28 protein-coding genes are annotated in these 26,842 nt (G+C 68.8%); 17 read left to right on the top strand and 11 right to left on the bottom strand.

The window, feature by feature from the left end; translation table 11 throughout:
• The first annotated feature begins 169 nt into the window (after positions 1 to 169).
• Genes HUW46_RS14325 through HUW46_RS14305 form a run of 5 tightly spaced genes read left to right on the top strand, consistent with a single transcriptional unit; the run spans position 170 to position 5,377 of the window.
• Positions 170 to 1,174: a zinc-dependent alcohol dehydrogenase family protein gene (locus HUW46_RS14325; RefSeq protein ID WP_215547748.1), complete on the top strand. Its 1,005-nt coding sequence runs from the start codon at positions 170 to 172 to the stop codon at positions 1,172 to 1,174.
• Complete coding sequence (locus HUW46_RS14320) at positions 1,167 to 2,504, top strand: ABC transporter substrate-binding protein (RefSeq protein WP_215547747.1); 1,338 nt, start codon at positions 1,167 to 1,169, stop codon at positions 2,502 to 2,504. Before HUW46_RS14325 ends, HUW46_RS14320 begins: the two co-directional genes overlap by 8 nt.
• A complete protein-coding gene (locus HUW46_RS14315) occupies positions 2,504 to 3,442 on the top strand; it encodes a carbohydrate ABC transporter permease (RefSeq protein ID WP_215547746.1) in 939 nt (312 codons plus the stop codon). The genes HUW46_RS14320 and HUW46_RS14315 overlap by 1 nt, the downstream gene beginning before the upstream one ends.
• Positions 3,439 to 4,278, top strand: a complete 840-nt coding sequence (locus HUW46_RS14310; RefSeq protein WP_215547745.1) for a carbohydrate ABC transporter permease — start codon at positions 3,439 to 3,441, stop codon at positions 4,276 to 4,278. Before HUW46_RS14315 ends, HUW46_RS14310 begins: the two co-directional genes overlap by 4 nt.
• A 13-nt stretch (positions 4,279 to 4,291) precedes the next feature.
• Complete coding sequence (locus tag HUW46_RS14305; RefSeq protein WP_215547744.1) at positions 4,292 to 5,377, top strand: ABC transporter ATP-binding protein; 1,086 nt, start codon at positions 4,292 to 4,294, stop codon at positions 5,375 to 5,377.
• 119 nt (positions 5,378 to 5,496) lie between these two features.
• Here HUW46_RS14305 and HUW46_RS14300 read toward each other — a convergent pair whose 3' ends face one another.
• From HUW46_RS14300 to HUW46_RS14290, 3 genes are all read right to left on the bottom strand, one after another.
• Positions 5,497 to 6,258 carry a hypothetical protein gene (locus HUW46_RS14300; RefSeq protein ID WP_215547743.1) on the bottom strand — a complete coding sequence of 254 codons (762 nt, stop codon included), beginning with the start codon at positions 6,256 to 6,258 and terminating at the stop codon, positions 5,497 to 5,499.
• Between the two features lie 229 nt (positions 6,259 to 6,487).
• Entirely contained in the window at positions 6,488 to 6,685 is a 198-nt protein-coding gene (locus HUW46_RS14295; protein ID WP_215547742.1) for a ferredoxin, read from the bottom strand.
• A 9-nt stretch (positions 6,686 to 6,694) separates the two neighbouring features.
• Positions 6,695 to 7,906, bottom strand: coding sequence for a cytochrome P450 (locus tag HUW46_RS14290; RefSeq protein WP_215547741.1), 1,212 nt, complete (start codon positions 7,904 to 7,906; stop codon positions 6,695 to 6,697).
• Between the two features lie 194 nt (positions 7,907 to 8,100).
• Here HUW46_RS14290 and HUW46_RS14285 point away from each other — a divergent pair, with 194 nt between their 5' ends.
• Positions 8,101 to 8,748, top strand: coding sequence for a TetR/AcrR family transcriptional regulator (locus HUW46_RS14285; RefSeq protein ID WP_215547740.1), 648 nt, complete (start codon positions 8,101 to 8,103; stop codon positions 8,746 to 8,748).
• A gap of 69 nt (positions 8,749 to 8,817) precedes the next feature.
• Here HUW46_RS14285 and HUW46_RS14280 read toward each other — a convergent pair whose 3' ends face one another.
• The 3 genes from HUW46_RS14280 to deoC are packed head-to-tail and all read right to left on the bottom strand — an operon-like array spanning position 8,818 to position 12,105.
• On the bottom strand, positions 8,818 to 9,690 hold the full coding sequence (locus tag HUW46_RS14280; protein ID WP_215547739.1) for an aldehyde dehydrogenase family protein: 873 nt from the start codon (positions 9,688 to 9,690) through the stop codon (positions 8,818 to 8,820).
• Entirely contained in the window at positions 9,683 to 11,116 is a 1,434-nt protein-coding gene (locus HUW46_RS14275) for an aldehyde dehydrogenase family protein (protein WP_215547738.1), read from the bottom strand. Before HUW46_RS14275 ends, HUW46_RS14280 begins: the two co-directional genes overlap by 8 nt.
• Entirely contained in the window at positions 11,116 to 12,105 is a 990-nt protein-coding gene (deoC, locus tag HUW46_RS14270; protein WP_215547737.1) for a deoxyribose-phosphate aldolase, read from the bottom strand. Before deoC ends, HUW46_RS14275 begins: the two co-directional genes overlap by 1 nt.
• Before the next feature lie 333 nt (positions 12,106 to 12,438).
• Here deoC and HUW46_RS14265 point away from each other — a divergent pair, with 333 nt between their 5' ends.
• Positions 12,439 to 13,566 carry an HNH endonuclease signature motif containing protein gene (locus tag HUW46_RS14265; RefSeq protein ID WP_215547736.1) on the top strand — a complete coding sequence of 376 codons (1,128 nt, stop codon included), beginning with the start codon at positions 12,439 to 12,441 and terminating at the stop codon, positions 13,564 to 13,566.
• A gap of 33 nt (positions 13,567 to 13,599) precedes the next feature.
• Here HUW46_RS14265 and HUW46_RS14260 read toward each other — a convergent pair whose 3' ends face one another.
• The gene (locus tag HUW46_RS14260; RefSeq protein ID WP_215547735.1) at positions 13,600 to 14,220 is read right to left on the bottom strand and encodes a DUF1707 SHOCT-like domain-containing protein; all 621 of its coding nucleotides are present in this window, start codon (positions 14,218 to 14,220) and stop codon (positions 13,600 to 13,602) included.
• A 212-nt stretch (positions 14,221 to 14,432) separates the two neighbouring features.
• On the opposite strand from HUW46_RS14260, the gene HUW46_RS14255 reads away from it, so the two are divergent.
• A complete protein-coding gene (locus HUW46_RS14255) occupies positions 14,433 to 15,953 on the top strand; it encodes an ArnT family glycosyltransferase (protein WP_215547734.1) in 1,521 nt (506 codons plus the stop codon).
• Between the two features lie 42 nt (positions 15,954 to 15,995).
• Here HUW46_RS14255 and HUW46_RS14250 read toward each other — a convergent pair whose 3' ends face one another.
• Positions 15,996 to 16,865 (bottom strand): helix-turn-helix domain-containing protein, encoded by an 870-nt coding sequence (locus HUW46_RS14250; protein ID WP_215547733.1) that lies wholly within the window; start codon positions 16,863 to 16,865, stop codon positions 15,996 to 15,998.
• Positions 16,866 to 17,003: 138 nt separating this feature from the next.
• Here HUW46_RS14250 and HUW46_RS14245 point away from each other — a divergent pair, with 138 nt between their 5' ends.
• Entirely contained in the window at positions 17,004 to 17,210 is a 207-nt protein-coding gene (locus HUW46_RS14245; protein WP_215547732.1) for a hypothetical protein, read from the top strand.
• Here the strand turns inward: HUW46_RS14245 and HUW46_RS14240 are convergent.
• On the bottom strand, positions 17,168 to 17,629 hold the full coding sequence (locus HUW46_RS14240) for a hypothetical protein (protein WP_215547731.1): 462 nt from the start codon (positions 17,627 to 17,629) through the stop codon (positions 17,168 to 17,170). The two genes, HUW46_RS14245 and HUW46_RS14240, sit on opposite strands and share 43 nt — an antisense overlap.
• Positions 17,630 to 17,841: 212 nt before the next feature.
• Between HUW46_RS14240 and upp the strand changes: the two genes are divergently transcribed.
• From upp to HUW46_RS14225, 3 genes are all read left to right on the top strand, one after another.
• Positions 17,842 to 18,465: a uracil phosphoribosyltransferase gene (upp, locus tag HUW46_RS14235; protein WP_215547730.1), complete on the top strand. Its 624-nt coding sequence runs from the start codon at positions 17,842 to 17,844 to the stop codon at positions 18,463 to 18,465.
• Positions 18,466 to 18,531: 66 nt separating this feature from the next.
• On the top strand, positions 18,532 to 19,095 hold the full coding sequence (locus tag HUW46_RS14230; RefSeq protein ID WP_215547729.1) for an RNA polymerase sigma factor: 564 nt from the start codon (positions 18,532 to 18,534) through the stop codon (positions 19,093 to 19,095).
• A complete protein-coding gene (locus tag HUW46_RS14225; RefSeq protein WP_215547728.1) occupies positions 19,092 to 20,384 on the top strand; it encodes a hypothetical protein in 1,293 nt (430 codons plus the stop codon). Before HUW46_RS14230 ends, HUW46_RS14225 begins: the two co-directional genes overlap by 4 nt.
• Here HUW46_RS14225 and HUW46_RS14220 read toward each other — a convergent pair whose 3' ends face one another.
• On the bottom strand, positions 20,385 to 20,975 hold the full coding sequence (locus HUW46_RS14220) for a TetR/AcrR family transcriptional regulator (RefSeq protein WP_215547727.1): 591 nt from the start codon (positions 20,973 to 20,975) through the stop codon (positions 20,385 to 20,387).
• Positions 20,976 to 21,048: 73 nt separating this feature from the next.
• Here HUW46_RS14220 and HUW46_RS14215 point away from each other — a divergent pair, with 73 nt between their 5' ends.
• From HUW46_RS14215 to HUW46_RS14195, 5 genes are all read left to right on the top strand, one after another.
• A complete protein-coding gene (locus HUW46_RS14215) occupies positions 21,049 to 21,453 on the top strand; it encodes a MerR family transcriptional regulator (protein ID WP_215547726.1) in 405 nt (134 codons plus the stop codon).
• A gap of 50 nt (positions 21,454 to 21,503) precedes the next feature.
• Entirely contained in the window at positions 21,504 to 22,439 is a 936-nt protein-coding gene (locus HUW46_RS14210; RefSeq protein ID WP_215549862.1) for an aldo/keto reductase, read from the top strand.
• Positions 22,440 to 22,451: 12 nt separating this feature from the next.
• Positions 22,452 to 23,450: an aldo/keto reductase gene (locus HUW46_RS14205; protein WP_215547725.1), complete on the top strand. Its 999-nt coding sequence runs from the start codon at positions 22,452 to 22,454 to the stop codon at positions 23,448 to 23,450.
• Between the two features lie 172 nt (positions 23,451 to 23,622).
• Positions 23,623 to 24,885, top strand: coding sequence for a histidine--tRNA ligase (hisS, locus tag HUW46_RS14200; protein ID WP_215547724.1), 1,263 nt, complete (start codon positions 23,623 to 23,625; stop codon positions 24,883 to 24,885).
• A gap of 78 nt (positions 24,886 to 24,963) precedes the next feature.
• Positions 24,964 to 25,632, top strand: coding sequence for a class I SAM-dependent DNA methyltransferase (locus tag HUW46_RS14195; protein ID WP_215547723.1), 669 nt, complete (start codon positions 24,964 to 24,966; stop codon positions 25,630 to 25,632).
• Positions 25,633 to 25,655: 23 nt separating this feature from the next.
• Here HUW46_RS14195 and HUW46_RS14190 read toward each other — a convergent pair whose 3' ends face one another.
• A complete protein-coding gene (locus HUW46_RS14190) occupies positions 25,656 to 26,840 on the bottom strand; it encodes an amidohydrolase family protein (protein WP_215547722.1) in 1,185 nt (394 codons plus the stop codon).
• Positions 26,841 to 26,842 lie beyond the last annotated feature (2 nt).

Raw genomic sequence — 26,842 nt, 5'->3', positions numbered from 1 at the left:
GTGTCGGCGAGGCTGAGTGGACGCGATCTGGTGCTCACTTGAGCACTATAGCGCGAAAACCGCTCGAAAGGTTGACGTAACACCATGGAAAGTTTTCAATTCCTGGGCATGCCGCAGCGTGCATGGATGCATGGCCGCTCAGATGAGCGACGGAAGAGAGTGAGGCCGGATGCGAGCCGCGATCATCGACCAGCCGGGCAAGATCAGGGTCGGCGAGGTGCCGGATCCGAAGCCCAGAGAGCGTCAGGTCGTGCTCGAGGTGGGCGCCTGCGGGATCTGCGGGACTGACCTGCACATCGCCGACGGCCACTTCCCCCCGACGCCCTACCCGATCGTGCCGGGTCACGAGTTCGCGGGCCGGATCGTCGAGCTGGGCGCCGACGTGCCGGGCGGCTGGAAGATCGGCGACCGCGTGGCTGTCGACCCCTCGCTCTTCTGCGGGTACTGCACGCCGTGCCGCACCGGGCGCGGCAACCTGTGCGAGAACTGGAACGCCACCGGTGACACGGTGAACGGCGCGTTCGCCGAGTACGTCGCCGTGCCCTCGGCCAACTGCTACCGCATGCCCGACTCCATGACCTGGCAGGAGGGCGCGCTGGTCGAGCCGGTTTCGTGCGCGGTGCACGGGGTCCGCAAGATCGGCGTCGAGGTCGGCGAGCGGTTCCTGGTGGTCGGCGCGGGCACGATGGGCCTGGTCATGCAGCAGCTCCTGCAGCGCGGGGGCGCCCGCGTCACCGTGGTCGACCGCAACACCGCGAGGCTCGCGCGGGCCACCGCGCTGGGCGCCCACGCCGTCGCCGGTGACGTGTCCGAATTGGACGGTGAGAGGTTCGACGCCGCCGCCGACTGCACCGGTGCCGCGCCCGCGATCGAAGCCGCCTTCGACTCGCTCCGCCGCGGTGGCCGGTTGCTCGTCTTCGGTGTGGCGCCCGCCGAAGCCAGGGTCGCGTTGTCGCCGTTCCGCATCTACAACGACGAGATCACCGTGGTCGGCTCGATGGCCGTGCTCGACAGCTACGGCCCCGCGCTCGACCTGGTTGCCGCGGGCGTGATCGACACGAAGGCGCTGCTCACCGACACGCTTCCGCTCGACGAGTTCCCCGGCGCGCTGGACCTCATGCGCAGCGGCGCCGGCCTGAAGGTGCAGGTACTACCGGGAGGTGGTCATGCGTAGGTTCATTCTCCTCGCGGTGGCGCTGCTGCTCGGCGTCACGGGCTGCGCGGGCGCGGGTGCGATCGGCGCCGGCGGGAGAACGCTGGTGATCGCGATCGTGGCCAACCCGCAGATGAAGGACGCCATCGCGCTGAAGGACCATTTCGAGCAGGCGAACCCCGGCGTCAAGCTGAAGTTCGTTTCGCTGCCGGAAAACCAGGCCCGCGCGAAGATCACCGCGTCGACCGCCACCGAGGGCGGCGAGTTCGACGTCGTGATGATCAGCAACTACGAGGCGCCGCAGTGGGCGGCCAACGGCTGGCTCGAGAACCTGAGCCCCTACATCGACAAGAGCCCGGGGTACGACAAGGCCGACTTCATCCCGAGCATCCGGGATTCCTTGTCCCACAACGGTTCGATGTACGCGGTCCCGTTCTACGGCGAGTCGTCGTTCCTGGCCTACCGCAAGGACCTCTTCGAGAAGGCCGGGCTGACGATGCCCCCGAAGCCGACCTGGGAGCAGGTCGCCCAGCTCGCCGCGAAGCTCGACGACAAGGCGGCCGGGGTGTCCGGGATCTGCCTGCGCGGCAAGCCGGGCTGGGGTGAGAGCCTCGCGCCGTTTTCCACGGTGGCCAACACTTTCGGTGCCCAGTACTTCGACAAGGACTGGAACGCGAAGCTCACCTCGCCGGAATTCAAGGCAGCGGCCAACTTCTACGTGAACCTGGTCCGCAGCCACGGCGAGGTCGGCGCGTCGAGCGCGGGCTTCTCCGACTGCGGCACCGCGTACACGCAGGGGCAGACCGCGATGTGGTACGACGCCACGGTCATGGCGGGGACCAACGAGGACCCCGAGGGCAGCAAGGTCGTCGGCAAGTCGGGGTACGTCGCGGCGCCGGTGGAGAAGACGCAGGCGAGCGGCTGGCTCTACACCTGGTCGCTCGGCATGCCGAAGGTGGCGAAGAACAAGGAAGACGCCTGGAAGTTCATGCGGTGGATGACGGACAAGGAGTTCGTCCAGAGCGTCGGGAAGACCTTCGGCTGGAACCGGGTGCCGCCGGGCGTGCGGAAGTCCACTTACGACATTCCCGAGTACCGGCAGGCCGCCGCCGCGTACGCGCAGCCGACGCTGGACGGGATCGACGCGGCGAACCAGCAGAAGACGATGGTGCACCCGGTCCCGTACCCCGGGATCCAGTTCGTCGGCATCCCCGAGTTCCAGGACCTCGGCACCCGGGTGAGCCAGCAGTTGTCCGCGGCCATCGCCGGGCAGATCTCGGTGGATGAGGCGCTGGCGCAGTCGCAGGAGTACGCGCAGACGGTCGGCGCGTCCTACCGGGAGGGACACTGATGTCCACACTCTCCGCCCCGGCGCGGTCCGCGCCGTCCAAGACCAGTACGGGAAAGGCCGCGAAACCGCGCACTTCGGGGTCGTGGAAGCGGCGCCTCCCGTTGATGCCCGCGCTCATCTTCACGATCGCGGTGACGCAGCTTCCGTTCCTGCTGACGGTGTTCTACTCGTTCCAGTCGTGGAACCTGGTCCGCCCCGGTTCGCGGCACTTCGTCGGGTTCGGTAACTACCTCGATGTGTTCGCGGACAGCCAGTTCCGCGGCGCGATGCTGAACACGGTGGTGCTGACCATCGTCTGCGTGTTCATCTCACTGGTGCTCGGGCTCGCGTTCGCGCTGCTGCTGGACCGGAAGTTCCTCGGCAGGGGCGTGGTCCGCACGCTGCTGATCACGCCGTTCCTGATCCTGCCCGCGGCGGGCGCGCTGCTGTGGAAGACCACGATGTTCCACCCGCGCTTCGGGTTGCTGAACTTCGTCTTCGGCGGCGACACCGACTGGCTTTCGGCTTTCCCGCTGGCTTCGGTGATGGCGCAGATCATCTGGCAGTGGACGCCGTTCATGATGCTGCTGATCCTGGCCGGGCTGCAGAGCCAGCCGAAGGAGGTGCTGGAGGCCGCTTCGGTCGACGGCGCCGGCCGGGTCCGCACGTTCACCGCGATCACGCTGCCGCACCTGAGCCGGTACCTGCAGCTGGCCACGCTGCTCGGCGCGATCTACATCGTGAACAGCTTCGACGCGATCTTCCTGATGACGCAGGGCGGTCCCGGCACGGCGAGCACGAACCTGCCGTACTACATCTACCAGCGCGCGTTCGAAGGCTTCGACATCGGGCAGTCCTCGGCGATGGGCGTCATCGTGGTGATCCTGACCATGATCGTGGCGACCTTCGCGCTGCGCCTGATGTTCCGGACCTTCGCGGTGAGCGGAGGCGTGAAATGACCACGGCGATACAGCGCAAGCCCAAGCGCAAGCTCGGTCCCGGCGCGCTCACCGCGGCGACCTGGATCGTCGCGATCCTGTTCGTGTTCCCGCTGATCTGGATGGTGCTGACCGCCTTCAAGCAGGAGTCGGACGCCTTCACGGATCCGCCGAAGCTCTTCTTCACCCCGACGCTGGACCAGTTCGCCGGGGTGATCGAGCGCGGATTCCTGCCCTACCTTGGCAATTCCGCGTTCGTGACCGTCCTTTCGACACTGTTGGTGCTGCTGTTCGGCGTACCGGCCGCGTACGCGCTTTCGCTGGCTCCGGTGAAGGGCACGAGCAACGCGCTCGGCTTCTTCCTCTCCACGAAGATGCTGCCGATCGTCGCGGCGATCATCCCGCTGTACGTGATTTCGCAGAACGTGCAGCTGCTCGACAACGTGTGGGCGCTGGTCATCCTCTACACCGCGATGAACCTGCCGCTGGCGATCTGGATGATGCGCTCGTTCTTCCTCGAAGTGCCGACGGAGATGATCGAAGCGGCCCGTGTGGACGGTGCGAGCCTGCCCACGTTGCTGTACAAGGTGATCCTGCCCGTCGTCGCGCCAGGGATCGCCGCCACCGCGCTGATCTGCGTGATCTTCTCGTGGACGGAGTTCTTCTACGCGGTGAACCTGACCGCGGCGCGCGCGGGCACGGTCCCGGTCTTCCTCGTCGGCTTCATCACGAGCGAGGGCCTGTACTGGGCGCAGCTTTCCGCGGCCGCGCTGCTCGCTTCGCTGCCGGTGATGATCGTCGGCTGGATCGCCCAGAACCACCTGGTACGCGGCCTTTCCATGGGCGCGGTCAAGTAAGGAGAAAAAAATCATGGCCGCAGTCGCTTACGCCGCCGCGTCCCGCGTGTACCCCGGTGCCAGCGCGGTGCGCGCGGTCGACCGGCTCGATCTGTCCATTGGAGACGGTGAGTTCCTGGTACTGGTCGGGCCTTCCGGGTCTGGCAAGTCCACCGCGCTGCGCATGGCGGCGGGACTCGAGGACGTCGACGAGGGCGCGATCCACATCGGTGACCGCGACGTCACGGACCTGCCGCCGAAGGACCGCGACATCGCGATGGTGTTCCAGTCCTACGCGCTCTACCCGCACATGACGGTCGCCGACAACATGGGCTTCGCGTTGCGCCTGCGCGGCGTGCCGAAGCCGGAGATCGCGGACAAGGTCAAGGAGGCCGCTGGCCTGCTCGACCTGACGAAGTACCTCGACCGCAAGCCGAAGGCGCTCTCCGGCGGTCAGCGCCAGCGCGTCGCGATGGGCCGCGCGATCGTGCGCGAGCCGAGCGTGTTCCTGATGGACGAGCCACTGTCCAACTTGGACGCGAAGCTGCGCGTGGAGACGCGCGCGAACATCGCGAAGCTCCAGCAGCGGCTCGGCACCACCACGATCTACGTGACCCACGACCAGGTCGAGGCGATGACCATGGGGGACCGGGTCGCGGTGCTGAAGGACGGCGTGCTGCAGCAGTGCGCCTCACCGCGCGAGCTGTACGAGAACCCGGCCAACGCGTTCGTCGCGGGGTTCATCGGCTCGCCCGCGATGAACCTGGGCACCTACCGGGTCGTCGACGGCGGGGTGCGGCTGGGCGAGCTGACCGTGCCGGTGCCGCGCGCGGTGCTGGACGCGGCCTCGGGGCTCAGCGAGATCGTGCTGGGCGTGCGCCCGGAGTCGCTCGCCATCGCGGGCGCGGGCGAGGACGGTTTCGAGCTGACCGTCGATCTGGTGGAGGAACTGGGCGCGGACGCCTACCTGCACGGCACCGTCGACGGCGCGAGCGAGCGCATCGTGGTGCGCGTGGACGGCAGGACGCCGCCGAGGATCGGCGAGAAGGTGCGCGTCGGCCTGCGGGACGCGGGCGAGGTGCACGCCTTCCACCCGGAAACCTCGCAGCGGCTCGGCTGAAGCTTCGGCTGCCCGGCGGGAACCCCTTCCCCGCCGGGCAGCCGCGCGTTCTCCGTCTTCTCGGGCGGCCCCCAAGCCCCGAAGGTGACGTTCGGGACTTGAACGCTCCGAGCGTTTGGTCAGGTGGCCACGTTGACGACGACGCCGCTGACGCAGAACCCCTCCGACTTCTTGTCGGCGGTCAGCGAGCCGGAAGCGCTCTTTCCATTGTGGGTCCCGGCGAAGGTGACCTGCACGCGCGAGACCGAGCCGGTGCTGTCCTCCGGTTCCAGCGCCGGATGGCCGGTGGTCATCTTGAGGACGGTCGCCTGGTCCTTCGAAGTCATGTCGTCGCACAACAATCCGATGACCGTCCACCTGTCCTTCGCGTTCACGGCGGCGAAGAACTCGTCGATCAAGGGCTTCGCGTCGGCCACGATCGCCATTCCGAGGAATCCGCCGCCGACGCCGCTCCAGCACCATCTTCCACCGCTGTACACCAGATTCGCGGTGCCGGTGAAGGATTTCTTGCCGACGGGGACCGTCACGTTCGCGGTGGCCTCGAAGTCCGACGTTCTCCGCACTTCAACCAGCTTCGCCTCGCCGGCGCGGCCGGTCTGCTTGATGAGCGCCTCGCGGTCCAGGTCCCAGTAATCGCACGTGAGCTCGCGCACCGCGATCTCATCGTGCTTACCGAAGCCGTCGGCGATGGCCTGCGCGGCCCCTTCGGGCCCGACCGCGGGACGTTCGGGCCCGCTGGCGGCGGGGCCGACGTCCTTGTCCTCGCCGAGAAAGAAGCCGGGGGCGACGAAGCCGGTGACGCCGAGCACGACGAGCACGACCGCGCCGATGGCGATGCCGATCCGGAGCCCGATCTTGCGAAGCCGCGGTGGGTATGTCACGAGCTCTCCTCGCGCACCAGACCTGCGGTGGTGCCCCCAGTGGCGTGCAGGTCGCCGAAAGCCTACCCGGTCATGGCGCCTCGGCAATCCACATACGCCATTTCCTCGACCATTACGCCAAACGCACCAGGACCAGATTTCCCGGCGTCGCCCGATTCGGCGCCGCCGGGCGGAGTTCTGGTGCGGTTGGCCAGGCCAGCCCGCTGACCTGGCGACCCGAGCTCCCGGCTCAGCCGTCCTTGAGCGAGAGCGCCTGGCTCGGGCAGACGTGCACGGCTTCCTGGACGCTCACCAGTACTTCGCCGTCCACCTCGTCCTGCTGCACGACGACGGTGCCGTCGTCCTCGCTCTGGTCGAACACGGCGGGCTCGGTCAGCACGCACTGCCCCGCCCCCACACACCGATCGCGGTCCGCGATGATTCGCATGGTTCCTCCCTACCAGGTCACGGGCAGCTCGTGCAGCCCGTAGATGGTCGCGTCGTCCTTGAACGGCAGGTCGGCGACCTTCGCGGCCAGTCGCAGGCCGGGAATGCGCGCGAACAGCGTGTCGAACACGATCTGCAGTTCCATCCTCGCCAGATTCTGCCCGAGGCACTGGTGCGCGCCGAACCCGAACGCCACATGGTGGCGCGCGCCGCGTTCGAAGTCGAGGGTGTCCGGGGCGTCGAAGGCGGCCGGGTCCCGGTTCGCCGCGTTGCCGAGCGTGATGACGCCTTCGCCCGCTTTCACCAGTACGCCACCGATTTCGATGTCCTCGACGGCTACGCGCGACGTCGCGGTTTCGGCGATCGTGAAGTACCGGAGGAGTTCCTCCACCGCGTCGAGCGTCCTGCTCGGGTCGTTCTTGATCATCGCGAGCTGGTCGGGGTTCTCCAGTAGCGCGAGCGTGCCGAGCGAGATCATGTTCGCCGTCGTTTCGTGCCCGGCGACCAGCAGCAGGAACGCGAGCGACACCAGCGCGTCGTGGTCCTCGTTGTCCTCCGTCCGCTGCCGGAGCACCTGCCTGCCGAGCAGGTCGTCCTCGGTCGGCGCCTTCTCCTTGCCGGTGACGAGCTGGTCGAGGTAGTCGAGCAGTTGGTCGAAGGCGTCGCCGCGCTCTTCGGCGGGGGTGTGCCGGTTGAGCAGCTTCGCGGTGCGGGCCTGGAAGAAGTCGTGGTCGGTGTAGGGCACGCCGAGCAGTTCGCAGATCACCAGCGACGGCACCGGCAGCGACAGCGCCCGCACCAGATCGGCGCCGGGCGGACCGGCGAGCATCGCGTCGATGTGCTCGTCGACGATCTGCTGGATGCGCGGCTGGAGCGCCTTCATCCGGCGGACCGTGAACTCGCCGACGACCTCGCGCCGCGCCTGCCCGTGCTCCGGCGCGTCCATCGTGATGAGCGAAGCCTTGAAGTCCGGCCGCCTGCGCTGACCGGCGACGATCAGCGGGAAGTTCGGGTTGCGGCGGTCGGAGCTGAGCCTCGGGTCGGTGAGCATGGTCCGGACGTCCTCGAGCCGCGTGACCACCCACGCGCGCTGGCCGGTCGGCAGCTCGACGCGGGAGACGGGTGCTTCCTCGCGCATCGTGCGGTACTCGGCCGGTGGCGAGAACGGGCAGGTCCTCGTCATCGGGAAGCTGGCGAGCTGGGTGTCCGCGACTTCGGTCATGGGTGTGGGTTCCCCTCAATCCAGGCAGTCCGTCGGAAGACTATGTGGAGTTTCTTCGTCCACTTGTGAAACCAGGGTACTTAAGTGGAGGGTTGGCGTCCACGTGCAAAGGGGTGATGGTCACCGAACGGAAGGACGTTCCGTTGCCGGTTGCCCATGCGAGAATCTCCGCGTCGATGCTGAAAGGTGGCGAAATGACGGCGGACCCCGAGACGCGGTTGCGGGCCGACGCACGCCGCAATCGCGACCAGATACTGGCCGCCGCGCGGACGATCTTCGCCGATCACGGTCCCGACGTGCCGATGGAGGAGATCGCGCGCGCGGCCGCGGTCGGCGTCGGCACGCTCTACCGGCGGTTCCCCGATCGCGAGAGTCTGATCAGGGAGATCGCGCGGGAGAACTTCGACCGGATGCTCACCCAGGCGCGCGCCGCGTTCGAGGAGGAGCCGACGGCGTGGGAAGCGCTGGTCCGGATCCTGCGGGACTCCCGCGAGCTGCAGCTGAGCATCCAGCTCGCGATGCTGTCCCCGATGGCGCACGCGGTCCTGCAGAACGACCCGAAGACCGAGGAGTTCCGGGCCGGGCTGCTGAAGACGATGGGCGACGTGGTCAAGGCGGGCCAGGCGGAAGGCTCGCTGCGCACCGACATCGACACCGGTGACGTCGCGATCCTGGCCGCGATGCTGCTGCGCCGCGTGCCCAAGGGCCGGTTCCTCGCGATCGCGGACCTGGCGACCGACCGGTGCACCGCGATCATGCTCGACGGCCTGCGCGCGGGCAACGGCACCGCGCTGCCGGGCCGTCCGCTGACCGCCGAGGACATCGAACCGCCCGGCCGCTGACGCGACGCGCGCGCCCCGAAAGCGACCTTCGGGGCGTTCAAGTCCCCGAAAGCCACTTTCGGGGGCGGGTCAGACGCCGAGCGGGTGCCAGACGGTTTTCGGCTCCAGGTAGCGGCGCAGGCGCGCGATGTCCGGGGTCTTCGACCAGTCCGGTTCCGCGTCCGGCACGGTCAGCACGCGCTTGACCGTGCCCGCGGCTTCGCGCGCCAGGTCGGCGCGCTCGGAGGGGGCGGCCCCGGTCGGGTCGAGCGCGTTGACGTCGCCGTGCGCGGCGAGCCACGGGCCTAGTTCCGATGCCCTGCCGGTGAGGATGTTCGCGACGCCGCCCGGCAGGTCCGAGGTGGCCAGCACCTCGGACAGTGTGATCGCGGGCAGCGGGCGTTCGGCGCTGGACACCACGACCGCCGTCGAGCCGGTGGCCAGCACCGGCGCGAGCACGCTCACCAGGCCCAGCAGCGAGGACTGCTGCGGCGCGAGCACGCCGACCACACCCGTCGGCTCCGGCACGGTGAACGAGAAGTACGGGCCAGCCACCGGGTTCGCCGCGCCGAGCACGGTCGCGATCTTGTCCGTCCAGCCCGCGTACCACACCCACCTGTCGATCGCGGTGTCCACAAGGGACTGTGCCTTCTTCGCGGTGGCGCCCTCCGAAGCGGACACCTCGGCGATGAACTGGTCGCGGCGGCCTTCGAGCATTTCGGCGACGCGGTAGAGCACCTGGCCCCGGTTGTAGGCCGTCGCGGACGACCAGCCGCCGAACGCCTTGCGCGCGGCGACCACGGCGTCGCGAACGTCCTTTCTGGACGCGTGCGCGGCGTTGGCGAGGAACTTCCCCTTGGTGTCGGTGACCGGGTACACGCGGCCGGACTCCGAGCGGGGGAACTTCCCGCCGACGTAGAGCTTGTAGGTCTTGGCGACGGAGATGCGCTGATCGTCAGACATCGAGGTAGGCCTCCAGCCCGGTACGCCCGCCTTCGCGGCCGAAACCCGACTCCTGGTAGCCGCCGAACGGGGCGGTGGGGTCGAAGCGGTTGAACGTGTTGGCCCAGACGACACCGGCGCGGAGCTGGTTCGCCATCCACAGGATGCGCGAGCCCTTCTCCGTCCAGATGCCAGCCGAAAGGCCGTACGGCGTGTTGTTGGCCTTCGTCACGGCTTCGTCCGGGGTGCGGAAGGTCAGCACCGACAGCACCGGGCCGAAGATCTCCTCGCGCGCGATGCGCATCGACTGGTGCACGTCGGAGAACACCGTGGGTGCGAAGAAGAAACCCTTGTCCGGCACCGGGCACGGGCTGGTCCACCGCTGCGCGCCCTCGCTTTCGCCGGACTCGACGAGCCCCTTGATCTTCGCGAGCTGCTCGGCGGAGTTGATCGCGCCGATGTCGGTGTTCTTGTCGAGCGGGTCGCCCATGCGCAAAGTGGACACCCGGTAGCGCAGCTTCTCCAGCAGTTCGTCCACAATGGACTCTTGTGCGAGCAGGCGCGATCCGGCGCAGCACACGTGGCCCTGGTTGAAGAAGATCCCGTTGACGATCCCTTCCACGGCCTGGTCGAGCGGGGCGTCCTCGAACACCACGTTCGCCGCCTTGCCGCCCAGTTCCAGCGTGAGCTTCTTCGCGGTGCCCGCGACCTGGCGCTGAATGAGCTTGCCGACGTCGGTCGAGCCGGTGAACGCGATCTTGTTCACGTCCGGATGCTCCACAAGGGACGCTCCGATGTCGCCGGCGCCGGGCAGGATGTTCACCACGCCGGGCGGCAGCTCCGCCTGCTGGCAGATCTCGGCGAACACCAGCGCGGACAGCGGGGTCGTCTCGGCGGGCTTGAGCACCACGGTGTTGCCGGTGGCCAGCGCGGGCGCGATCTTCCACGCCAGCATCAGCAGCGGGAAGTTCCACGGGATGATCTGGCCCGCGACGCCGAGCGGTTTCGGGTTCGGGCCGAGCCCCGCGTAGTCGAGCTTGTCGGCCCAGCCCGCGTGGTAGAAGAAGTGCGCGGCCGCGGTCGGGACGTCGGAGTCGCGGGACTCCTTGATCGGCTTGCCGTTGTCGAGGCTCTCCAGCACCGCCAGCTCGCGCGAGCGCTCCTGGATCAGCCGCGCGATGCGGAACAGGTATTTGGCGCGCTCGCTGCCCGGCATCTTCGCCCAGACCCGGTCGTAGGCCTTGCGCGCCGCCTTGACCGCGGTGTCCACATCGGTCACCGAGGCGGTGTTGACCTCGGCGAGCACCTCTTCGGTCGCCGGGTTGACCGTTTTGAGCGGCTCGCCGGACCCGTCGACGAACTCGCCGTCGATGAACGGCCGGTAGTGCGGCTTGAGGTTCGCGATCGCGCGGGACTCCGGCGCGGGCGCGTAGTCGAAGATTCCCATCAGTCCACCGTGACGTAGTCGGGGCCGCTGTAGTGGCCGTCGGCCTGGGTGCGGCGTTGCAGCAGGAGGTCGTTGAGCAGGCTCGACGCGCCGAACCGGAACAGGTGCGGGGTCAGCCACTGCTCACCGGCGACCTCGTGCACGGCGACGAGGTAGCGCACCGCGTCCTTCGTGGTGCGGATCCCGCCCGCGGGTTTCACGCCGCGCAGCTCGCCGGTCTGGGCGTGCCAGTCGTGCACCGCCTGCAGCATCACGTGCGTCACCGGCAGCGTCGCGGCGGGCGACACCTTGCCGGTGGAGGTCTTGATGAAGTCGCCGCCCGCGAGCAGCGCCAGCCACGACGCGCGGCGCACGTTGTCGTAGGTCGCCAGCTCACCGGTTTCGAGAATGACCTTCAGGTGCGCGGCCCCGCACGCGGCCTTGATCGCCTTGATCTCGTCGAACACCTGCCCGTAGCGGCCTTCGAGGAAGGCACCGCGGTCGATCACCATGTCGACCTCGCTCGCGCCCGCGTCGACGGCGATCTTCACGTCGGCGAGCTTGATGTCGAGGCTGGTGCGCCCGGACGGGAAGCCGGTGGCGACACTCGCGACGTTGATCCCGGTGCCTTCGAGCGCTTCGACGGCCGTCGCGGCGAGGTCCGGGTACACGCACACGGCCGCGACCTGCGGTGTGTCCGGCCGGTCGGGATCGGGCCGCTTCGCCTTCGCGGCGAGCGCGCGGACCTTGCCGTGGGTGTCGGCGCCTTCGAGAGTGGTCAGGTCGACCATCGAGATGGCGGTGTCGATCGCCCAGAGCTTGGCCGCCTTCTTGATGCTGCGCGTGGCCAGCCCCGCGGCCCGCTGCTCGACGCCGACCTGGTCGACACCGGGCAGGCCGCGCAAGAACCGGCGCAGGCTCGCGTCGTCCCTCGTCGCGTCCTGCAGGGCGGGCGGCAGCGGGGTCTCCGCGGCGCTCGTCTGCGCTGACGTTGCCGTCGTTGCTGTCATGTCGTCGAGTGTATTCGCCGGTCAACGGGGGTGCGGACGTGGCGGGGACGGTCTGGGGGCTCTCGCCCTGGACCTGACGTCGCAAGAATTGTCGGTGCCTCCGAGTAGAGTGGAAAATGGGGGCTGCATTTTTGGTTTGATCGCATTTTTGGGTTTTGCTCGTGTGTTTGGTGGGCACGGTGAAAGTTTCAGGCACGCCTGCGGCGCGTCGTTCCCGACGCATTGACGGTCCCGTTTGCTTTTTTGGGTTCTGTTGCGCCGTGGTCCCGTTGTGGCAGGTTGTGATCATTTCTGTACCCGATCGGGTGATGGGTTGAGCGGTAGAATTGTTTTGTGGACGTACTGGAGAAGTCTGAAGAGCAGGTTGTTGCTGATTCTGCGGAGCATTGGAAGAGGTGGTATCGGTATGGGCAGGCGATGTTGTTGCGGCACATTGTGCAGATGAGTCAGGTGCGGTCGCGAAGATCGGTGCTTGCCTGGGTGGCGTTGTCGTGCAACTGCACCCAGGCGGGGGCGGAGCGGAAGGCGGCGCTCGCTGACGCGTTGACCTCATACCTGCCCCGCACTCTCGAAGCCCTGGAGAACGGGCTCATTGATGAGGGGATGGCGGCGAAGGTGTTCGAGGCCACCGCGTGCGCTTCCCAGGATGTCGCGCGGGAAGTCGATGCGCGGGTGAAGTTCGAGAACAAGAACTCGGCTTCACTGCGGCGAATGGTCAACACGTTGTTGATGCGCATCGACCCGGAGGGGTATGAAGCGCGGCGCCGTGCCAAGACCGCCGCTCGCATGCTCGAAATTCGGCACGGGGATCACGGATCCTCGACCCTGTTCGCCGAACTGCCCTCCGACCGTGCCCAAGCGATCTACGCCGCCTGTGATCGGGATGCGTTGGAGGAGAAGCGCCAAGGTGACAAGCGCACCATGGATCAGCTCAGGGTCGATGCGTTGGTGGAGCGATGCCTGGGCGGGGAGTGCGGTGGTAAACCGAAGGCGCAGATCTATGTCTACATCGACCTCCCGACGTTGATGGGGATGCGGAACAACCCGGGCGAACTCGCCGGGTGCGGGGAAATCTCACCGGAGATGGCCCGCGAGATCGCCTTCGACACCAACTCCGTCTGGAACCGCATCGTGTCGGAACCGATGACCGGGCTACCGATCGACATGGGCCGCAAGAGCTACCGGCCATCGAAAAAGATGCGCAAGTACATCCAAGTTCTGCACCGCACCTGCTGCATGATCGGCTGCCACAGACCCGCCCAGTACAGCGACCTCGACCACGCACAGCCGTGGAGCGAGGGCGGCGGCACCGACAAGGTCAACATCCGGCCGTTTTGCCGGGTGCACCACGGTTTGCGTGACGAACCCGGCTGGGAATTCCACACCGACGCCAACGGCGTCACCACCGTCACCACCCCGGACGGCCGCACCTACACCGACGACCCCGAGGGATTCATCTAGCGCTCTGCCGGGTCCGGAAAGGACGGTGGAGGGTCACTCTTCGATCTGCTTGGTGGGCTTGTCGCGTGGCTTGCGGATGACGGTCACGCCGCCCCAGAAGGCGAAGCCGTTGATCTTGACGACCGGCGCGCCCGCGGGTGGGGCGGGGCGTTCGCTGCGGTCGTTGAGTTCGAAGCCGCCCATGATGCCGATGCCGCTCACGTCGACGACGATGTCGTCCGGCACCACGATGTCGATACCGCCCATCACGGCGACCGCGGTGATGGTGGAGTTCTTCACCGCGAAGCGGGCGTTGCGCAGGTCGATGTCGACGCCGCCCCAGAACGCGACACTGGTGTGCTGCGGCGGGACCACCCAGCTGCCCTTGCGGCTGGCGCCCGACATGAACGCGAACGACATCTGCGAGCCCGCGGTACCACCGATGCGGCTGTCCGGACCGGCGACCGCCTGCGTCTGAGCGGGCTGGATCGCGCCGCCGGGCGTCGCGGTCACCCCGGGTAGGTCCGCGACCACCGGTTCGAGATCCTTGAGCGTTTTCGCCGCGTACACGGTGTCGAGGCGCTCTTCGAGCTCTTCGACCGTGATGCGGCCCTCGCCGAGGGCGTTGTGCAGGATCTGGGCGAACCGCTCACGATCGGCGTTCGACGCACGCATGGCCGGAGGCTCTGGCGCAGGGGTCTCATCCGTCACGCGCGCGAGCTTAGCGGGTGCTCATCCCGTCCAGTGACACCTTGCCGACACCAGCGGCGGAAGGCGGCAGTTTCGAGCGCGCGTCAAGGACGGAAATCGATCAGGAACGCCGCGCTACGGTGATTTCCCGATTCGGGAGCGCACAGCACAACACTGTTCGACCAGGTGGGGTGGTCATGAACGTGACGGGCACAGCGATCGGCGCCGACACCGAACCGGCGGCGCGCGGCACCGCGACGAAATTCTTCCGCTGGCAGGTCTGCACCGTGTCCGGGGTGGTGGCGGCGCTGCTGCTCGCGCTGTCCGGACGGGGCAGCTACCACATCGACGAGCTGTACTTCCGCGTCTCCGGGCAACACCTCGACTGGGCGTACGTGGACCAGCCGCTGCTGGTGCCGCTCCTCGCGCGAGTGCAGACCGAGTTGTTCGGCGACACCCTCGTCGCGACCAGGGTGATCCCGGCGCTGCTGTTCGGCGTGACCATGGTGGTCGCCGCGCTGATCGCACGGGAATTCGGCGGCGGCGCCAAAGCCCAGTTGCTCGCGAGCTGCGCGACAGCGGCTTCGGTGATCCCGCTCGGCATCGGGCACCTGCTGCACACGTACACGATCGACGGTCTCGTGTGGACGAGCACCTGCTGGCTCGTGATCCGGCTCGTCCGCACCGGGTCGCAGCGGCTCTGGCTCGCGATCGGGCTCGTGCTCGGCGTCGGCGCGCTCACCCGGTACCTGGTGCCGCTGCTGGTCATCGCGCTGCTCGCGGGCCTGCTCGTCACCGGGCCGCGGACCGTACTGCGCAGCCGGTACCTGCTGGGCGGAGTCGCGATCGCGGCCGTGCTCGCGGTGCCGACCGTGGCGTGGCAGGCGGCCAACGGCTGGCCGGAGCTGAGCATGGCGTACTCGTTGTTCAACATCGAAGACCCGGTGAGCTTCCTCGTCGGGCAGTTCTACAACATCGGGCCCCTGCTGATACCGGTGTGGATCGTCGGCCTGGTCGCGCTGGTGCGCCGCCGCGAGTGGCGGCGCTACCGGTTCCTCGCGGTGGCGTGGCTCGTGGTGCTCGGGGTGCTGCTGGCGTTCGGCACACAGGCGATCTACATGACCGGCATCCTCACCGTGATGCTCGCCGTCGGCTGCGTCGTGGTGGCCGAGTGGGCCGCGACCGCGGCCAAACGGGCGGTGGTCGGCGTCGCACTCGTGGGCAACGCGCTCATCGCCGCGGTACTGATGCTGCCGCTGATGCCGATGGAGCTGTACGTGCGCAACCCCGTGCTCGAAGGGCTCGGCATGGCCGTGCTGGACCAGAGCGACTGGCCGCGGCAACTCGCCGCGCGGACCGCGGAGGTCTACGGGACGCTCCCGCCGACCGAGCGCGAGCGGACGGTGCTGCTCGGCGAAAACTTCAGCCAGGCGGGCGCGCTCGACCGGTTCGGCCCCGAGTACGGCCTGCCGACGGCGTACAGCGGGCACAACTCGTACGCCGACTTCGGCGTGCCGACCGACGACAAGACCGTGGTGATCGCGTTCGGCGCGGAGCGGGACAAACTCGCGCCCCTGTTCGGCAGCTGCGACGCGCGGGGCACGTTCGACTATCCGTACGCGCGGCTCGACCGGGGCAAGGAGTTCCTGGTGTGCCACAACCCGGTGGCGCCGTGGAGCCAGCTGTGGCCCAAGATCCGCTGGATCGGCGCCTTCTAGGAGGATCCCTGGTGGAGGAGAAACCCCGCCGGGCGGCGAGACTTATCGCTCCCGGCAGGGCGGCTCCCCGATGACGCTGGTGATCAGCCGGGCGGAGTCATCGGGCGACAGCGCTATCGCACGAAGTTTCTGCCAGGCGAATTGGAAGGTCTTCACGTGGTCCGCTTCTTCGATGAAAGTGCTGGTGCCCCTGCTCTCCAAGTATGCGACCGGCGGTTCGGCGGGGAAACCGAAGATCACGAAGGAGCCGTTCATGCCCGGGTGTACTCCTGCGGCGAACGGGACCACTTGGACCGTGATCTTCGGTCGTTCGGCAAGGTGCAGGAGATGGCGTAGTTGTGCTCGCATTGTCGCCGGTGTGCCGACTCGCCAGGTCAGTGCGGTTTCTTCGATGAGATAGTGGAGTTCGGGCGCGGTCGGTTCGACGAGCCGCCGTTGCCTGGCCATCCGTGCGGCGACCATGCGCTCCATCTCTTCGGCAGATCGCCGCGAGTCACCGGCTCTCATGACTTCGAGTGCGTAATCACGAGTCTGGGTCAAGCCGGGGAGGAGCATCGCTTCGTAGTTGCGGATCGTGTCCGCATCGGTTTCGAGCCTGATGAAGTCCTTCCAATTGGTTGATTCAGTGGCGATCGAGGTGTGGATCTCATGCCAATTCTGCCGAGAACCGTCGCGAACCAGATCGAGCAGCTCTTTCCGGAGCGCGCTGGACGCACGAAGAAATCCCAGGATCGCCGACACATCATCCGGTTGGAGGCCACGGTGGCCGGTCTCCATGCGACTGATCTTGCTTTCGGAGCAGTCCACGCCCTCCGCGACGTCCTTACAGCTCAGGCCCTTTGCCAGCCGCAAAGCCCGCAGCTCCGCGGAGACACGCCGCTGGCGTATCGAGATACCGGTGCGCCTTGCCACTCTCTTGCCCCTTCCTGGTGCCACCACTGTCACCTCTTGCCACCGTGGCAAGGAAGGAGGCGCGCCGGAGCGGAAGTTTGCCTGCCCCGTTGGCAAGGTTGAAGGATTTGGCGAGTGAGCCTCTGGAGGAAGAAACCCATGCGACGGAGCTGGACCATCAACGGGACCTACGCCACCTGGAAGCTGACCGTCGACATCGAACCACCCGACGAACCGGCGAGACTCGACGGGTACTGCGTGAAGGAATGGCCAGCCGAACGGCTCGCGCCGGTGATCGGGCATTTCTTCGAAGCGGTGAACTTCTACGAACTGAGCCGCGACGCGGAAGATTCGATGACGGCCTGACCGCCGACGAGCCCGAAACTGTCGGTGCTCGCCGCGACCATGGTTCCACCAGCGACCACCACGATGGTCGCGCTGTCCACAAGGGGGATACCTGACATGGTCGTCAACCGGGCGAGACGTTCGATCGCGATCGGCGTCGCCGTGGTGCTGGCAGTTCTCGTCGCCGCGCCGCGGACGGCACGGGCGGGCGAGCCGCTCGTGCTGACCGGAGTCCGGTTCAAGGTCACCTTCGACGACTGGGCGGCCGTCGCGCCGCTGATCAGTCCCGCGAAAGCCAGCTTGGTGGGCACAGTCAAGGCGGGACGGCTCGATGTCGCGGTGAACGGCCACGACGACGGCCCCAGCAACGCCATCGGTGGCTCCTCGCCGTTGATGTCCGCGGATGAAATGGCCGCGTCGGGTTTCGAAACGGCGGCCACTTCGGTGATCATCTCCGACGTCGCCCACGCCAGGGCGGGCACCTGGGCGTTCGCGAAACTGGGGCGATCTCTGGTTCACCCTCTTCAACCAGGACGGGGGACAACCGCGGTTCCACTGCGTGCCGCGGCCGGGGCAGAACCAGCACTACGGATCCACCCTGGTGGGCTGAGCGTGTCCGTGGGCGGTCACCGCCGTATTAGGGTGACCGTTCATGGATGTGCGAGTCGTCGATCACCCGCTGGCGAAGGCCAGGCTCTCCACCATGCGCGACGCGCGCACCGACAGTGCCGCGTTCCGCGCCGCGCTGCACGAGCTGACCGTCATGCTCGTCTACGAAGCCACCCGTGACGCGCCGGTGCGCACCGAGCGGATCCACACGCCGGTCGCGCGCACCGACGCCTACCGGCTGGCGAACCCGCCGCTGCTGGTGCCGGTGCTGCGGGCCGGGCTCGGCATGGCGGACCAGGCGCACAAGCTCATCCCGGACGCGCAGATGGGGTTCGTCGGGCTCGCGCGCGACGAGGAAACGCTCCAGCCGACGCCCTACATGGAGTCGCTGCCGGAGAACCTCGCCGAGCGGCCCGTGCTGGTGCTCGACCCGATGCTCGCCACCGGCGGCTCGATGGAGTTCACCATCCGGCTGCTCACCGATCGCGGCGCCACCGACGTCACCGCGATCTGCGCGCTCGCCGCGCCGGAGGGCATCACGCACCTGGAGCGGTCCGGGTTGCCGCTGCGCGTGGTCACGGCCAGTATCGATGAGCGGCTGAACGACTCCGGGTTCATCGTGCCCGGCCTCGGCGACGCGGGCGACCGGCAGTACGGCTCGCGGTAGAAACACCCGCGCCGGTGCCGGGCACTACCCGGTGTGAGACCCGATGCGCGACGAACGGTGGCCGAGATGCCGGGGGAGGAACTCGGTGACGCCGAGCTGTGGTCCCGCGCCGCCGCCGGCGACGAGGGCGCGTTCGGCGACCTGTTCGAACGGCACGCGCAGGCGGTGTGGAACCACGCCTACCGGCTGACCGGATCGTGGGCCACCGCCGAAGACCTGGCGTCGGCGACGTTCCTCATCGCGTGGCGGCGCCGCGGCGAGATGACGCTCGTGCGCGAAAGCGCGTTGCCGTGGCTGTACACGGTCGCCGGGAACCTCGCGCGATCCGAGTTCCGCAGCGCGGGCCGGAGGCTGCGGCTGCTGAACCGGGTGCCCGCACCGGCCGACGAGGCGGACCACGCGGACGCGGTCGTCGACCGGATGGACACCGAGGAGCGGCTCAGGCAGGCGATCGAGGCGGTGCGCAGGTTGCCGAAGTCGCAGCGCAAGGCCGTCGAACTGTGCCTGCTCGGAGATCTTTCGACCGCCGACGCCGCCGAAGCGCTCGGGATCAGCGAAACCACCGTCCGCGTGCACCTTTCGCGTGCCCGCGCCCGCCTGCGACTGCTGTGCGAGGAGGACCCGTCATGAACCTCCCCCCGAAACGCGAGCTCCCGGACGACGTCCGCGAACGCATGCGCGCCGCGGTCCGCCACGGCATGGCGAACGAGCCCCGTCACCACGGCCGGACGATGCTCGGCGCGGCCGCGGTGGTGATCGCCCTCGCGGTGGGCGGCGTGTTCGTGGCGCAGCACGCGCGCCGGGACCAGACACCGGCGGCACCGGCGGGTTTCCAGCTCGACGTCGGCACCGCGAACGCGCAGCTCGACCGCTGCTGGGCCACGCTCGAAGCCTCGGACGCGACCTCGGACTACCCGGACCGGGCGAGCTGGCGGCCGGTGTTCCAGAAGGCCAGCGACCCCGGCTCCGAGGACAGCGACTACGGAGTGCGGGTGGTCGCGGCGCGCGCGGGCAACGACGTGTTCTTCTGCGAGACGACCTCGACCACCGCGACCGTTTCGCCGCCCCGTTCGCTGGACATGCCGGTCGGCACCGGGTTCTTCCCGGCCTCGGTGACCTTCTTCAGCTCCAACGGCACGGTCGCCGGGGTGACCGACGCGGACACCAGCGCACTCCTCGTCACCGGTGTCGACAGCGACGGCCATTCGTTCGGCGCCGACGTTTCGGTCGGTGACCGGATGTTCGTCGTGCTCACCCCGGCGAGGCCGATCAACACCGATCTCTTCGTCGAGGGGCCGGCCGGTTCGGTGCTGCCGGGGCAGGACCGGATGACGACCGGTGGTCGCCAGGCGCGCTACAAGGTGCCGAAGCCGCGCGGCGCGATCGGCCGCGTTGACCGGCCCGCGCTCCCGCCGCCGGACCGGAGCAGCCCGGCGGGCCGGTTCTTCGGACGGTGCCTCGAAAACTCCTCGCCGCTGTTCGACGCGGCGAGCTACGCGCCTGCCGCGCGCCTGGTCGGGGACGATCTGGGGGTGGCGCTCGGCCAGGTGCGCGGACGGGTGGTGGCGTGTGCGGTGCGGCCTTCGAGCGATCCCGCGCTGCCCGACTACCGCCTCACCGTGCTGCCGCACCTGCCGGGCCCGAGCCGGATCCAGGTCCAGGAACTGACCGGTATCGCGCTCAACCGCGCAGGCGGGACGACCTCGGTGCTGGTGGGGGAGGTACCGGTACGAGCAGGCTCGGTCGTGGTCGATTTCGGCGGTGGCAAGGCTGAAACCGGGACGATCGTGGACGGCACGGTCGTGGTGGTGAAACCGGCCGGGCTCCCCGACGGTGTCCCGCTCACCTGTTCGGTGGTGGTGAGCGACGCGCAGGGCAGGCTGCTCGCCTCGGGGCTCGACGTCCCGGTCAGCCGGTGATCAGCGGAGCCAGCCGCGGGCGTTCGCGCGCAATGCGGCCTCGAACACGGTGTCCACGGCGAAATCGGGCGGCAGGTTGCCGTTGAGCTCCAGCGAAACCAGCCCGTGCACCTGGGCCCAGCAGGCCAGCGCGATCCCGGCCGGGTCCTGGTCGGCGAAGACACCCGCTTCGATGCCGTCGCGGACGACGTTCTCCAAGGTGGCGATGGCGTCGAGCGACAGGCGTTGTGCTTCGTCGTTGGGCTCGAAACCGGGGACGGCCTTGGTGAACATGATCAGGTACAGGTGCGGGTCGGCCAGCGCGCTGCGGCGGTAGGCGAGGCCGAGCCGCACCATGTCCTCCACCGGGTCGCCCGAGCGCGGCACGTCGTCGAGCCGCTCCTGGAACCGCCGGAACCCTTCGATGTACAGCGCGTTCACCAGATCGGCTTTGCCGCCGAACAGCGAGTAGACGGCCGTGGTCGACGTCCCCGCGTCGGCGGCGAGCTTGCGCAGGCTCAGTGCCTTCGGGCCGTCGCGCGACAGCAGTTCGCCCGCGCGGTCGAGCAACCTGAGACGGAGCGCGTCGTCGTGCGTGCGGGGCCGTGGCATGCGCTGAGCGTAACCGACCAGCGCGGCCGAACGAGTTGACCTGGAGTGCGCTCCAGGTCGTACTGTCCTCGTCATGAGCTACTCGATAGCGGAAGCCGCGCGACGTAGCGGACTGTCGATAGACACCCTCCGGTACTACGAGCGCATCAAACTGCTCGAACCGCCCGCGCGGGACGCGGCGGGCAGGCGGGCCTATTCGGACGAAGACCTTACGTGGCTGGGGTTTCTCACGAAGCTGCGCACCACCGGGATGCCGATCCGCCTGATGCGCGAGTACGCCTCGCTGCGCCGCCGCGGGGCCGCCGGAGCCGGTCGCCGCAAGGCGATCCTGGTCGAGCAGCGCCGCTCGGTCGCCGAGCGGATCGCCGAACTCCAGTCCTGTATGGACGTGCTCGACTACAAGATCGAGAACTACGAACAGATCGAACGCAAGTTCGCCGCGGAGAACAACCCGAAGGTGGAGGGACTCACAGCGTGATCACCAAGAAGCTCGGCGCGCTCGAAGTCGGTGCGCAGGGCCTCGGCTGCATGGGCATGAGCGCGGCCTACGGCGTGCAGGACAACGACACCGAATCGGTCGCCACGATCCATCGGGCGCTCGAACTCGGCGTGACCCTGCTCGACACGGCGAACGTCTACGCCGCCGGCGTCAACGAAGAACTGGTCGGGCGCGCGATCCGCGAGAGCGGCGTGAACCGCGATGACATCGTGCTCGCCACGAAGTTCGGCATCTACTGGGACGATGACGGCGCGATGGGCGCCAAGGGCGGCGCTGCCTACGTCAAGGAAAGCTGCGAGGCGTCGCTGCGCAGGCTCGGGCTCGACCACATCGACCTGTACTACCAGCACCGGGTCGACCCGGACACGCCGGTCGAGGAGACCTGGGGCGCGCTCGCGGAACTGGTCGCCGAGGGGAAGATCCGGTACGCCGGGATCTCCGAGGCCGGCGCGGAATCCATCCGGCGCGCGCACGCCGTGCACCCGGTCACCGCGCTGCAGAGCGAATGGTCGCTGTGGACGCGGGGCATCGAGGACGAGGTGCTGCCGACCTGCCGCGAGCTGGGCATCGGGATCGTCCCGTTCTCCCCGCTCGGCCGCGGGTTCCTCACCGGCCAGGTCACCTCCGTGCGGGACCTGCCGGAGAACGACATGCGCCGCAACCTGCCCCGGTTCGCCGAAGGCAACTTCGACCGGAACCTCGCGATCGTCGAGGCGTTGCGCGCGCTCGCCGAGGAGAAGGGCGTCACCGCCGGGCAGCTCGCGCTCGCCTGGGTGCAGCACCAGGGCGGCGACGTCGTGCCGATCCCCGGTACGAAACGGCGGAAGTACCTGGAAGAGAACGTCGCGTCCGTCGACATTGAACTGTCCGAATCGGACATCAAGGCGATCGAGGACGCGGCGCCCGCGAGTGCCGTCGCCGGTGCGCGGTACCCGGAGAGCCTTTCCCGGGCGGCGGGCAAATGAGGGGCAGGGAAAATGGCTGAGCGACGCAAGCTCGGCGCGCTGGAAGTCGGCGCGCAGGGCCTCGGCTGCATGGGGATGAGCGAGTTCTACGGTGCGGGCGACGACGGCGAATCGGCCGCCACGATCCACCGCGCGCTCGAACTCGGTGTCACGCTCTTCGACACCGCCGACATGTACGGCATGGGGCGCAACGAAGAACTGGTCGGCCGCGCGCTGCGGGAAAGCTCCGCGAAGCGCGAAGACTACGTGCTGGCCACGAAGTTCGGGATCGTCCGCGACCCCGATGACGCCGACCAGCGGGGCGTTCGCGGCGACGCGGCGTACGTCCGGCAGGCCGCCGAACTGTCACTGGCGAGGCTCGGGCTCGACCACATCGATCTGTACTACCAGCACCGCGTCGACACCTCGGTGCCGATCGAGGAGACGGTCGAAGCGATGGCGGGGCTCGTCGAACAGGGCAAGGTGCGCTACCTCGGGCTGTCCGAGGCCGGTGCGGACACGATCCGCCGCGCGCACGCCGTGCACCCGATCACCGCGGTGCAGAGCGAATGGTCACTGTGGACACGCGATCTCGAAGACGAAGTGCTGCCCACCTGTCGCGAGCTGGGCATCGGCATCGTCCCGTACTCGCCGCTCGGGCGCGGACTCCTGACCGGCCGGTTCACCTCGAAGGCCGACTTCAGCGAAGGTGACTTCCGGCTGGCGGGTCAACCACGGCTCGCGGACGGCAACTTCGAGAAGAACGTCGCCATCGTCGAGGCGCTGCGCTCGCTGGCGGCGGAGAAGGGCGTCACCGCGGGACAGCTCGCGCTGGCGTGGGTGCACGGCCGCGGCGGCGACGTCGTGCCGATCCCGGGCACCAAGCGCCGCAAGTACCTGGAGGAGAACCTCGGGGCGGTCGGACTCGACCTGTCCGAAGAGGACCTCGCCGCGATCGAGCGCGCGGTGCCCGTGGAGGCGGTCGCGGGCGCGCGGCACACCGAAGCGGCGATGCGGCTGCTCGACCGGTAGCGCTCCTGGCGGGTGCGGGGGCCGTGCGCCCGCACCCGCTATGGGAGAATCCGGATCCGTGCGGTGTGAATTCGTGGTCTTCGGCGGCTCGAAGCCGGGCGACGGCAGGCGACATTGAGGGTGGCGTTCCACCCCAGCCGATCCTGCCCAGCCTGACCTTCGAGGACTTTTCGTGAAGACCGACAACAGCCCCGCGAGGGGCACCCGTGACCTGCTCCCGGCCAGTGTGGCCACCCGTGACCGCGTGCTCGGCCTCATTCAGGACGTGTACCGGCGCTTCGGCTACCAGCGCATCGAGACGCCCGCGCTGGAGCGGATCGAGCGGCTCACCGCCGGGCAGGGCGGGGACAACGAGAAGCTGCTCTTCCGCATCCTGCGCCGCGGTCTCGACGAGCGGCTGCCCGCCGAAACCGAGCTGACCGGCCTGGTCGACATGGGCCTGCGCTACGACCTGACGGTGCCGCTGACCCGGTTCTACAGCCAGTACCGCGCCGAGCTGCCGCAGCCGTTCCGGTCGTTCCAGTTCGGGCCGGTGTGGCGCGCCGAGCGGCCGCAGAAGGGCCGCTACCGGCAGTTCTACCAGTGCGACATCGACGTGATCGGCGAGGCGAGCGTGCTCGCCGAGGCGGAGCTGATCGAGGCCACCACCGCCGCGCTCGCCGCCGTGGGGCTGTCCGGCACCACCGTCCGGCTCTCCGACCGGCGCTTCCTGTCCGCGCTCGCGACCGCGGCCGGGGTGCCGCGGGACGCGCACGCGGGGTTCTTCGTCACCGTCGACAAGCTCGACAAGATCGGCTGGGACGGCGTCACCGCCGAACTCACCGGCGACCGCGGTCTCGACGCGTCCGTCGCGAGCGCCGCGCGCGAAAAGATCGAGGCGCTGGCCGACCTGCCCGCGGACAAGGTCGCCGCGGTGCTCGCCGACGTCGTTCCTGGACTGCCCGAAGAGGTCGTCGCCGATCTCGCCACCACGGCCGGATGCCTTGCCGGGCTGCCCTGCTCGTGGGCGTTCGACCCGACGCTGGTGCGGGGGATGGGGTACTACACCGGGCAGATCTTCGAGATCACGCACCCGGACGCGGCGGGCTCGATCGCGGGCGGCGGCCGGTACGACGAGCTGATCGGGCGCTCGATCGGCACCGACGTGCCCGCGTGCGGATTCTCGATCGGCTTCGAACGCATCGTGGACCTCGTGGCCGCCGAGCCGCCCGCCGACCGCGTCGCCGTGCTGTACGAGGCGGATGTCCCTGTGGCGCAAGCGCTTGCGACCGCGCGGCGGCTTCGCGAAGAGCGGGGCGGCGTGGTGTCCGCGGTGAAGCGCAGCGGTAAGTTCCCGGCGCAGCTGACCCGGTTGGAAGGCTGGGGCTTCACCGGTTTCCTTGCCCTGAAAGCGGACCAGGATCCCGGCGAGGTCCGCCCCCTCGGCAAGTCCTGATTTTCGGGGCACGCGAAGGCCTGCTGTGGGCTCGCGCGGGTGGCGGAAGTGTCGGTGCCCGGGGCTAGGGTCCCGGCTGTGGATGAGACTGCTGCCCATCTGGGCGTGACCGCTAAGGCCTATGGCGAGGTCGCCGAGCTGTACTTCGGCTTGGCCCGCAACGACATCGGCACCGTGCCGCTGGACAGGGCGATGCTCGGCGCCTTCGCCGAGTTCGTGCGGCCCGCCGCCGGGCTCACCGGCGATCTCGGCTGCGGGCCGGGGTACATGTCGGCGATGCTGACCGGGATGGGGCTCGACGTGCTCGGCGTCGACCTCACGCCGGAGATGATCGACATCGCCCGCGCGAACTATCCCGAACCGCGCTTCGAGGTCGGGTCGATGGACGCGCTCGACCTCGCCGATGACGCGCTCGTCGGCATCGTCTCGTGGTATTCGGTCATCCACACCCCGCCCGCGGAACTGCCGGAGTACTTCGCCGAGTTCCGCCGCGTGCTGGTGACCGGCGGGCACCTGCTGATCGCCTTCTTCGAGTCGGAAGATGGCCGCGTCGAGGCGTTCGACCACAAGGTGGCCACGGCGTACCGCTGGCCGATCGAAGAGGTCCGCGATCTGGCGCGCGAGGCAGGGTTCGCCGAGATCGGCCGGATGATGCGGGAGCCGAAGGAGGACGAGCGGCAGTTCCGCCGCGGCCACCTCCTGCTGCGCGCCACGTCCGACCAAAGTGGACAGACGGGAGCCCGGTAGCCGAGCGGTCGCCCTGACGACGTTCAGCCCGCTAAACGCGCTCCGCGGGCCAGTACGAGGCGGACGTCGTGCAGGGCGCTCAGGGTCTTCAGCGGATCCCCGTCGACGACGAGCAGATCGGCGCTGTAGCCGGGCGCGAGCTTCCCGGTGACCGCGCCGAGCCCGAGCACGCGCGCGCTGTCGGTGGTCGCGATCTCCAGGATCCTGGTGCGCGGAAAGCCGAGCCATTCGTACAGTTCGAGCCCGCCGACCGGGTTGCCGAACACCGAACCGGGCAGGCCCGCGTCGGTGCCCGCGATGAGCGTGACGCCGAGTTCGTCCATCCAGGTCAGCCTGCCGTACACCCGCTGAGCGAGCTCGGGGCCCATCCGGTCGCGCATCATCCGCCAGTTCTGGCTGCTCGTCGAGCACGCCGCGATGCCCCGCTCGGCCATCTTCTTCGCGACGTGCTCGCGCAGATCCGTCCGCTGCGGCGCGACCATCCACGTGCAGTGCTCGACCGTGCTGACCCCGGCCTCGACGGAGGCCTCGATCGCGTCGGCGCCGTGCGCGTGCGCGGCGACCGGCAGCCCGTGCCGCGCGGCGTGTTCGACGATCACGCTGAGCTGCCGCGCGTCGAACTGCGACTCCCACATGGTCGCGCCGCGCGGCGTCATCTGCCCGCCGCTCGCCATCACCTTGATCACGTCGGCGCCCGCGGCCGCGTTCGCGTCGATGAGCGCGCGGATCTCGTCGTCGTCGTTGACCTCGCCGCCGAAGAAGTGGCAGTGCCCGCCCGGCACCGTGATCGGGGCGCCCGCCGCGAGGATCCGCGGGAGCGCTTCGCCCGCTTTCGCCCGCACGGCGAACGCGAGCCCGTCTCGGTCGCCGAGATCCCGCACCGTGGTGACGCCGCTGCGAAGGAGCTCTCGCGCGCGCTCGGTGCCGCCCGCGACCAAGTCGTCCTCGCTCCTTCCGGCGAGCGTGCCGACGGGATCCTTCCCCGCGTCGAACGCGAGGTGGACGTGGCAGTTGATCAGGCCGGGCAGCACGGTCGCGTCGCCGAAGTCGTGGCGGACCGCGTCCGGCGAAGCCCGCGCCAGCACGTCGGCCCGCGCGCCGACGGCGACCACGGAATCACCGCGGACCAGCACCGCCCCGTCGCGGATCGGTGCCGACGGCTCTGGCAGCACCTGCCGCGCGGTGAGCACGGTTTCCTCGGCCGTCATAG

The sequence above is a fragment of the Amycolatopsis sp. CA-230715 genome (genome assembly GCF_018736145.1).
Taxonomy (GTDB): domain Bacteria; phylum Actinomycetota; class Actinomycetes; order Mycobacteriales; family Pseudonocardiaceae; genus Amycolatopsis.
The sequence above is the reverse complement of the archived record's forward strand: the minus strand, read 5'-3'. Positions and strand labels throughout refer to the sequence as shown.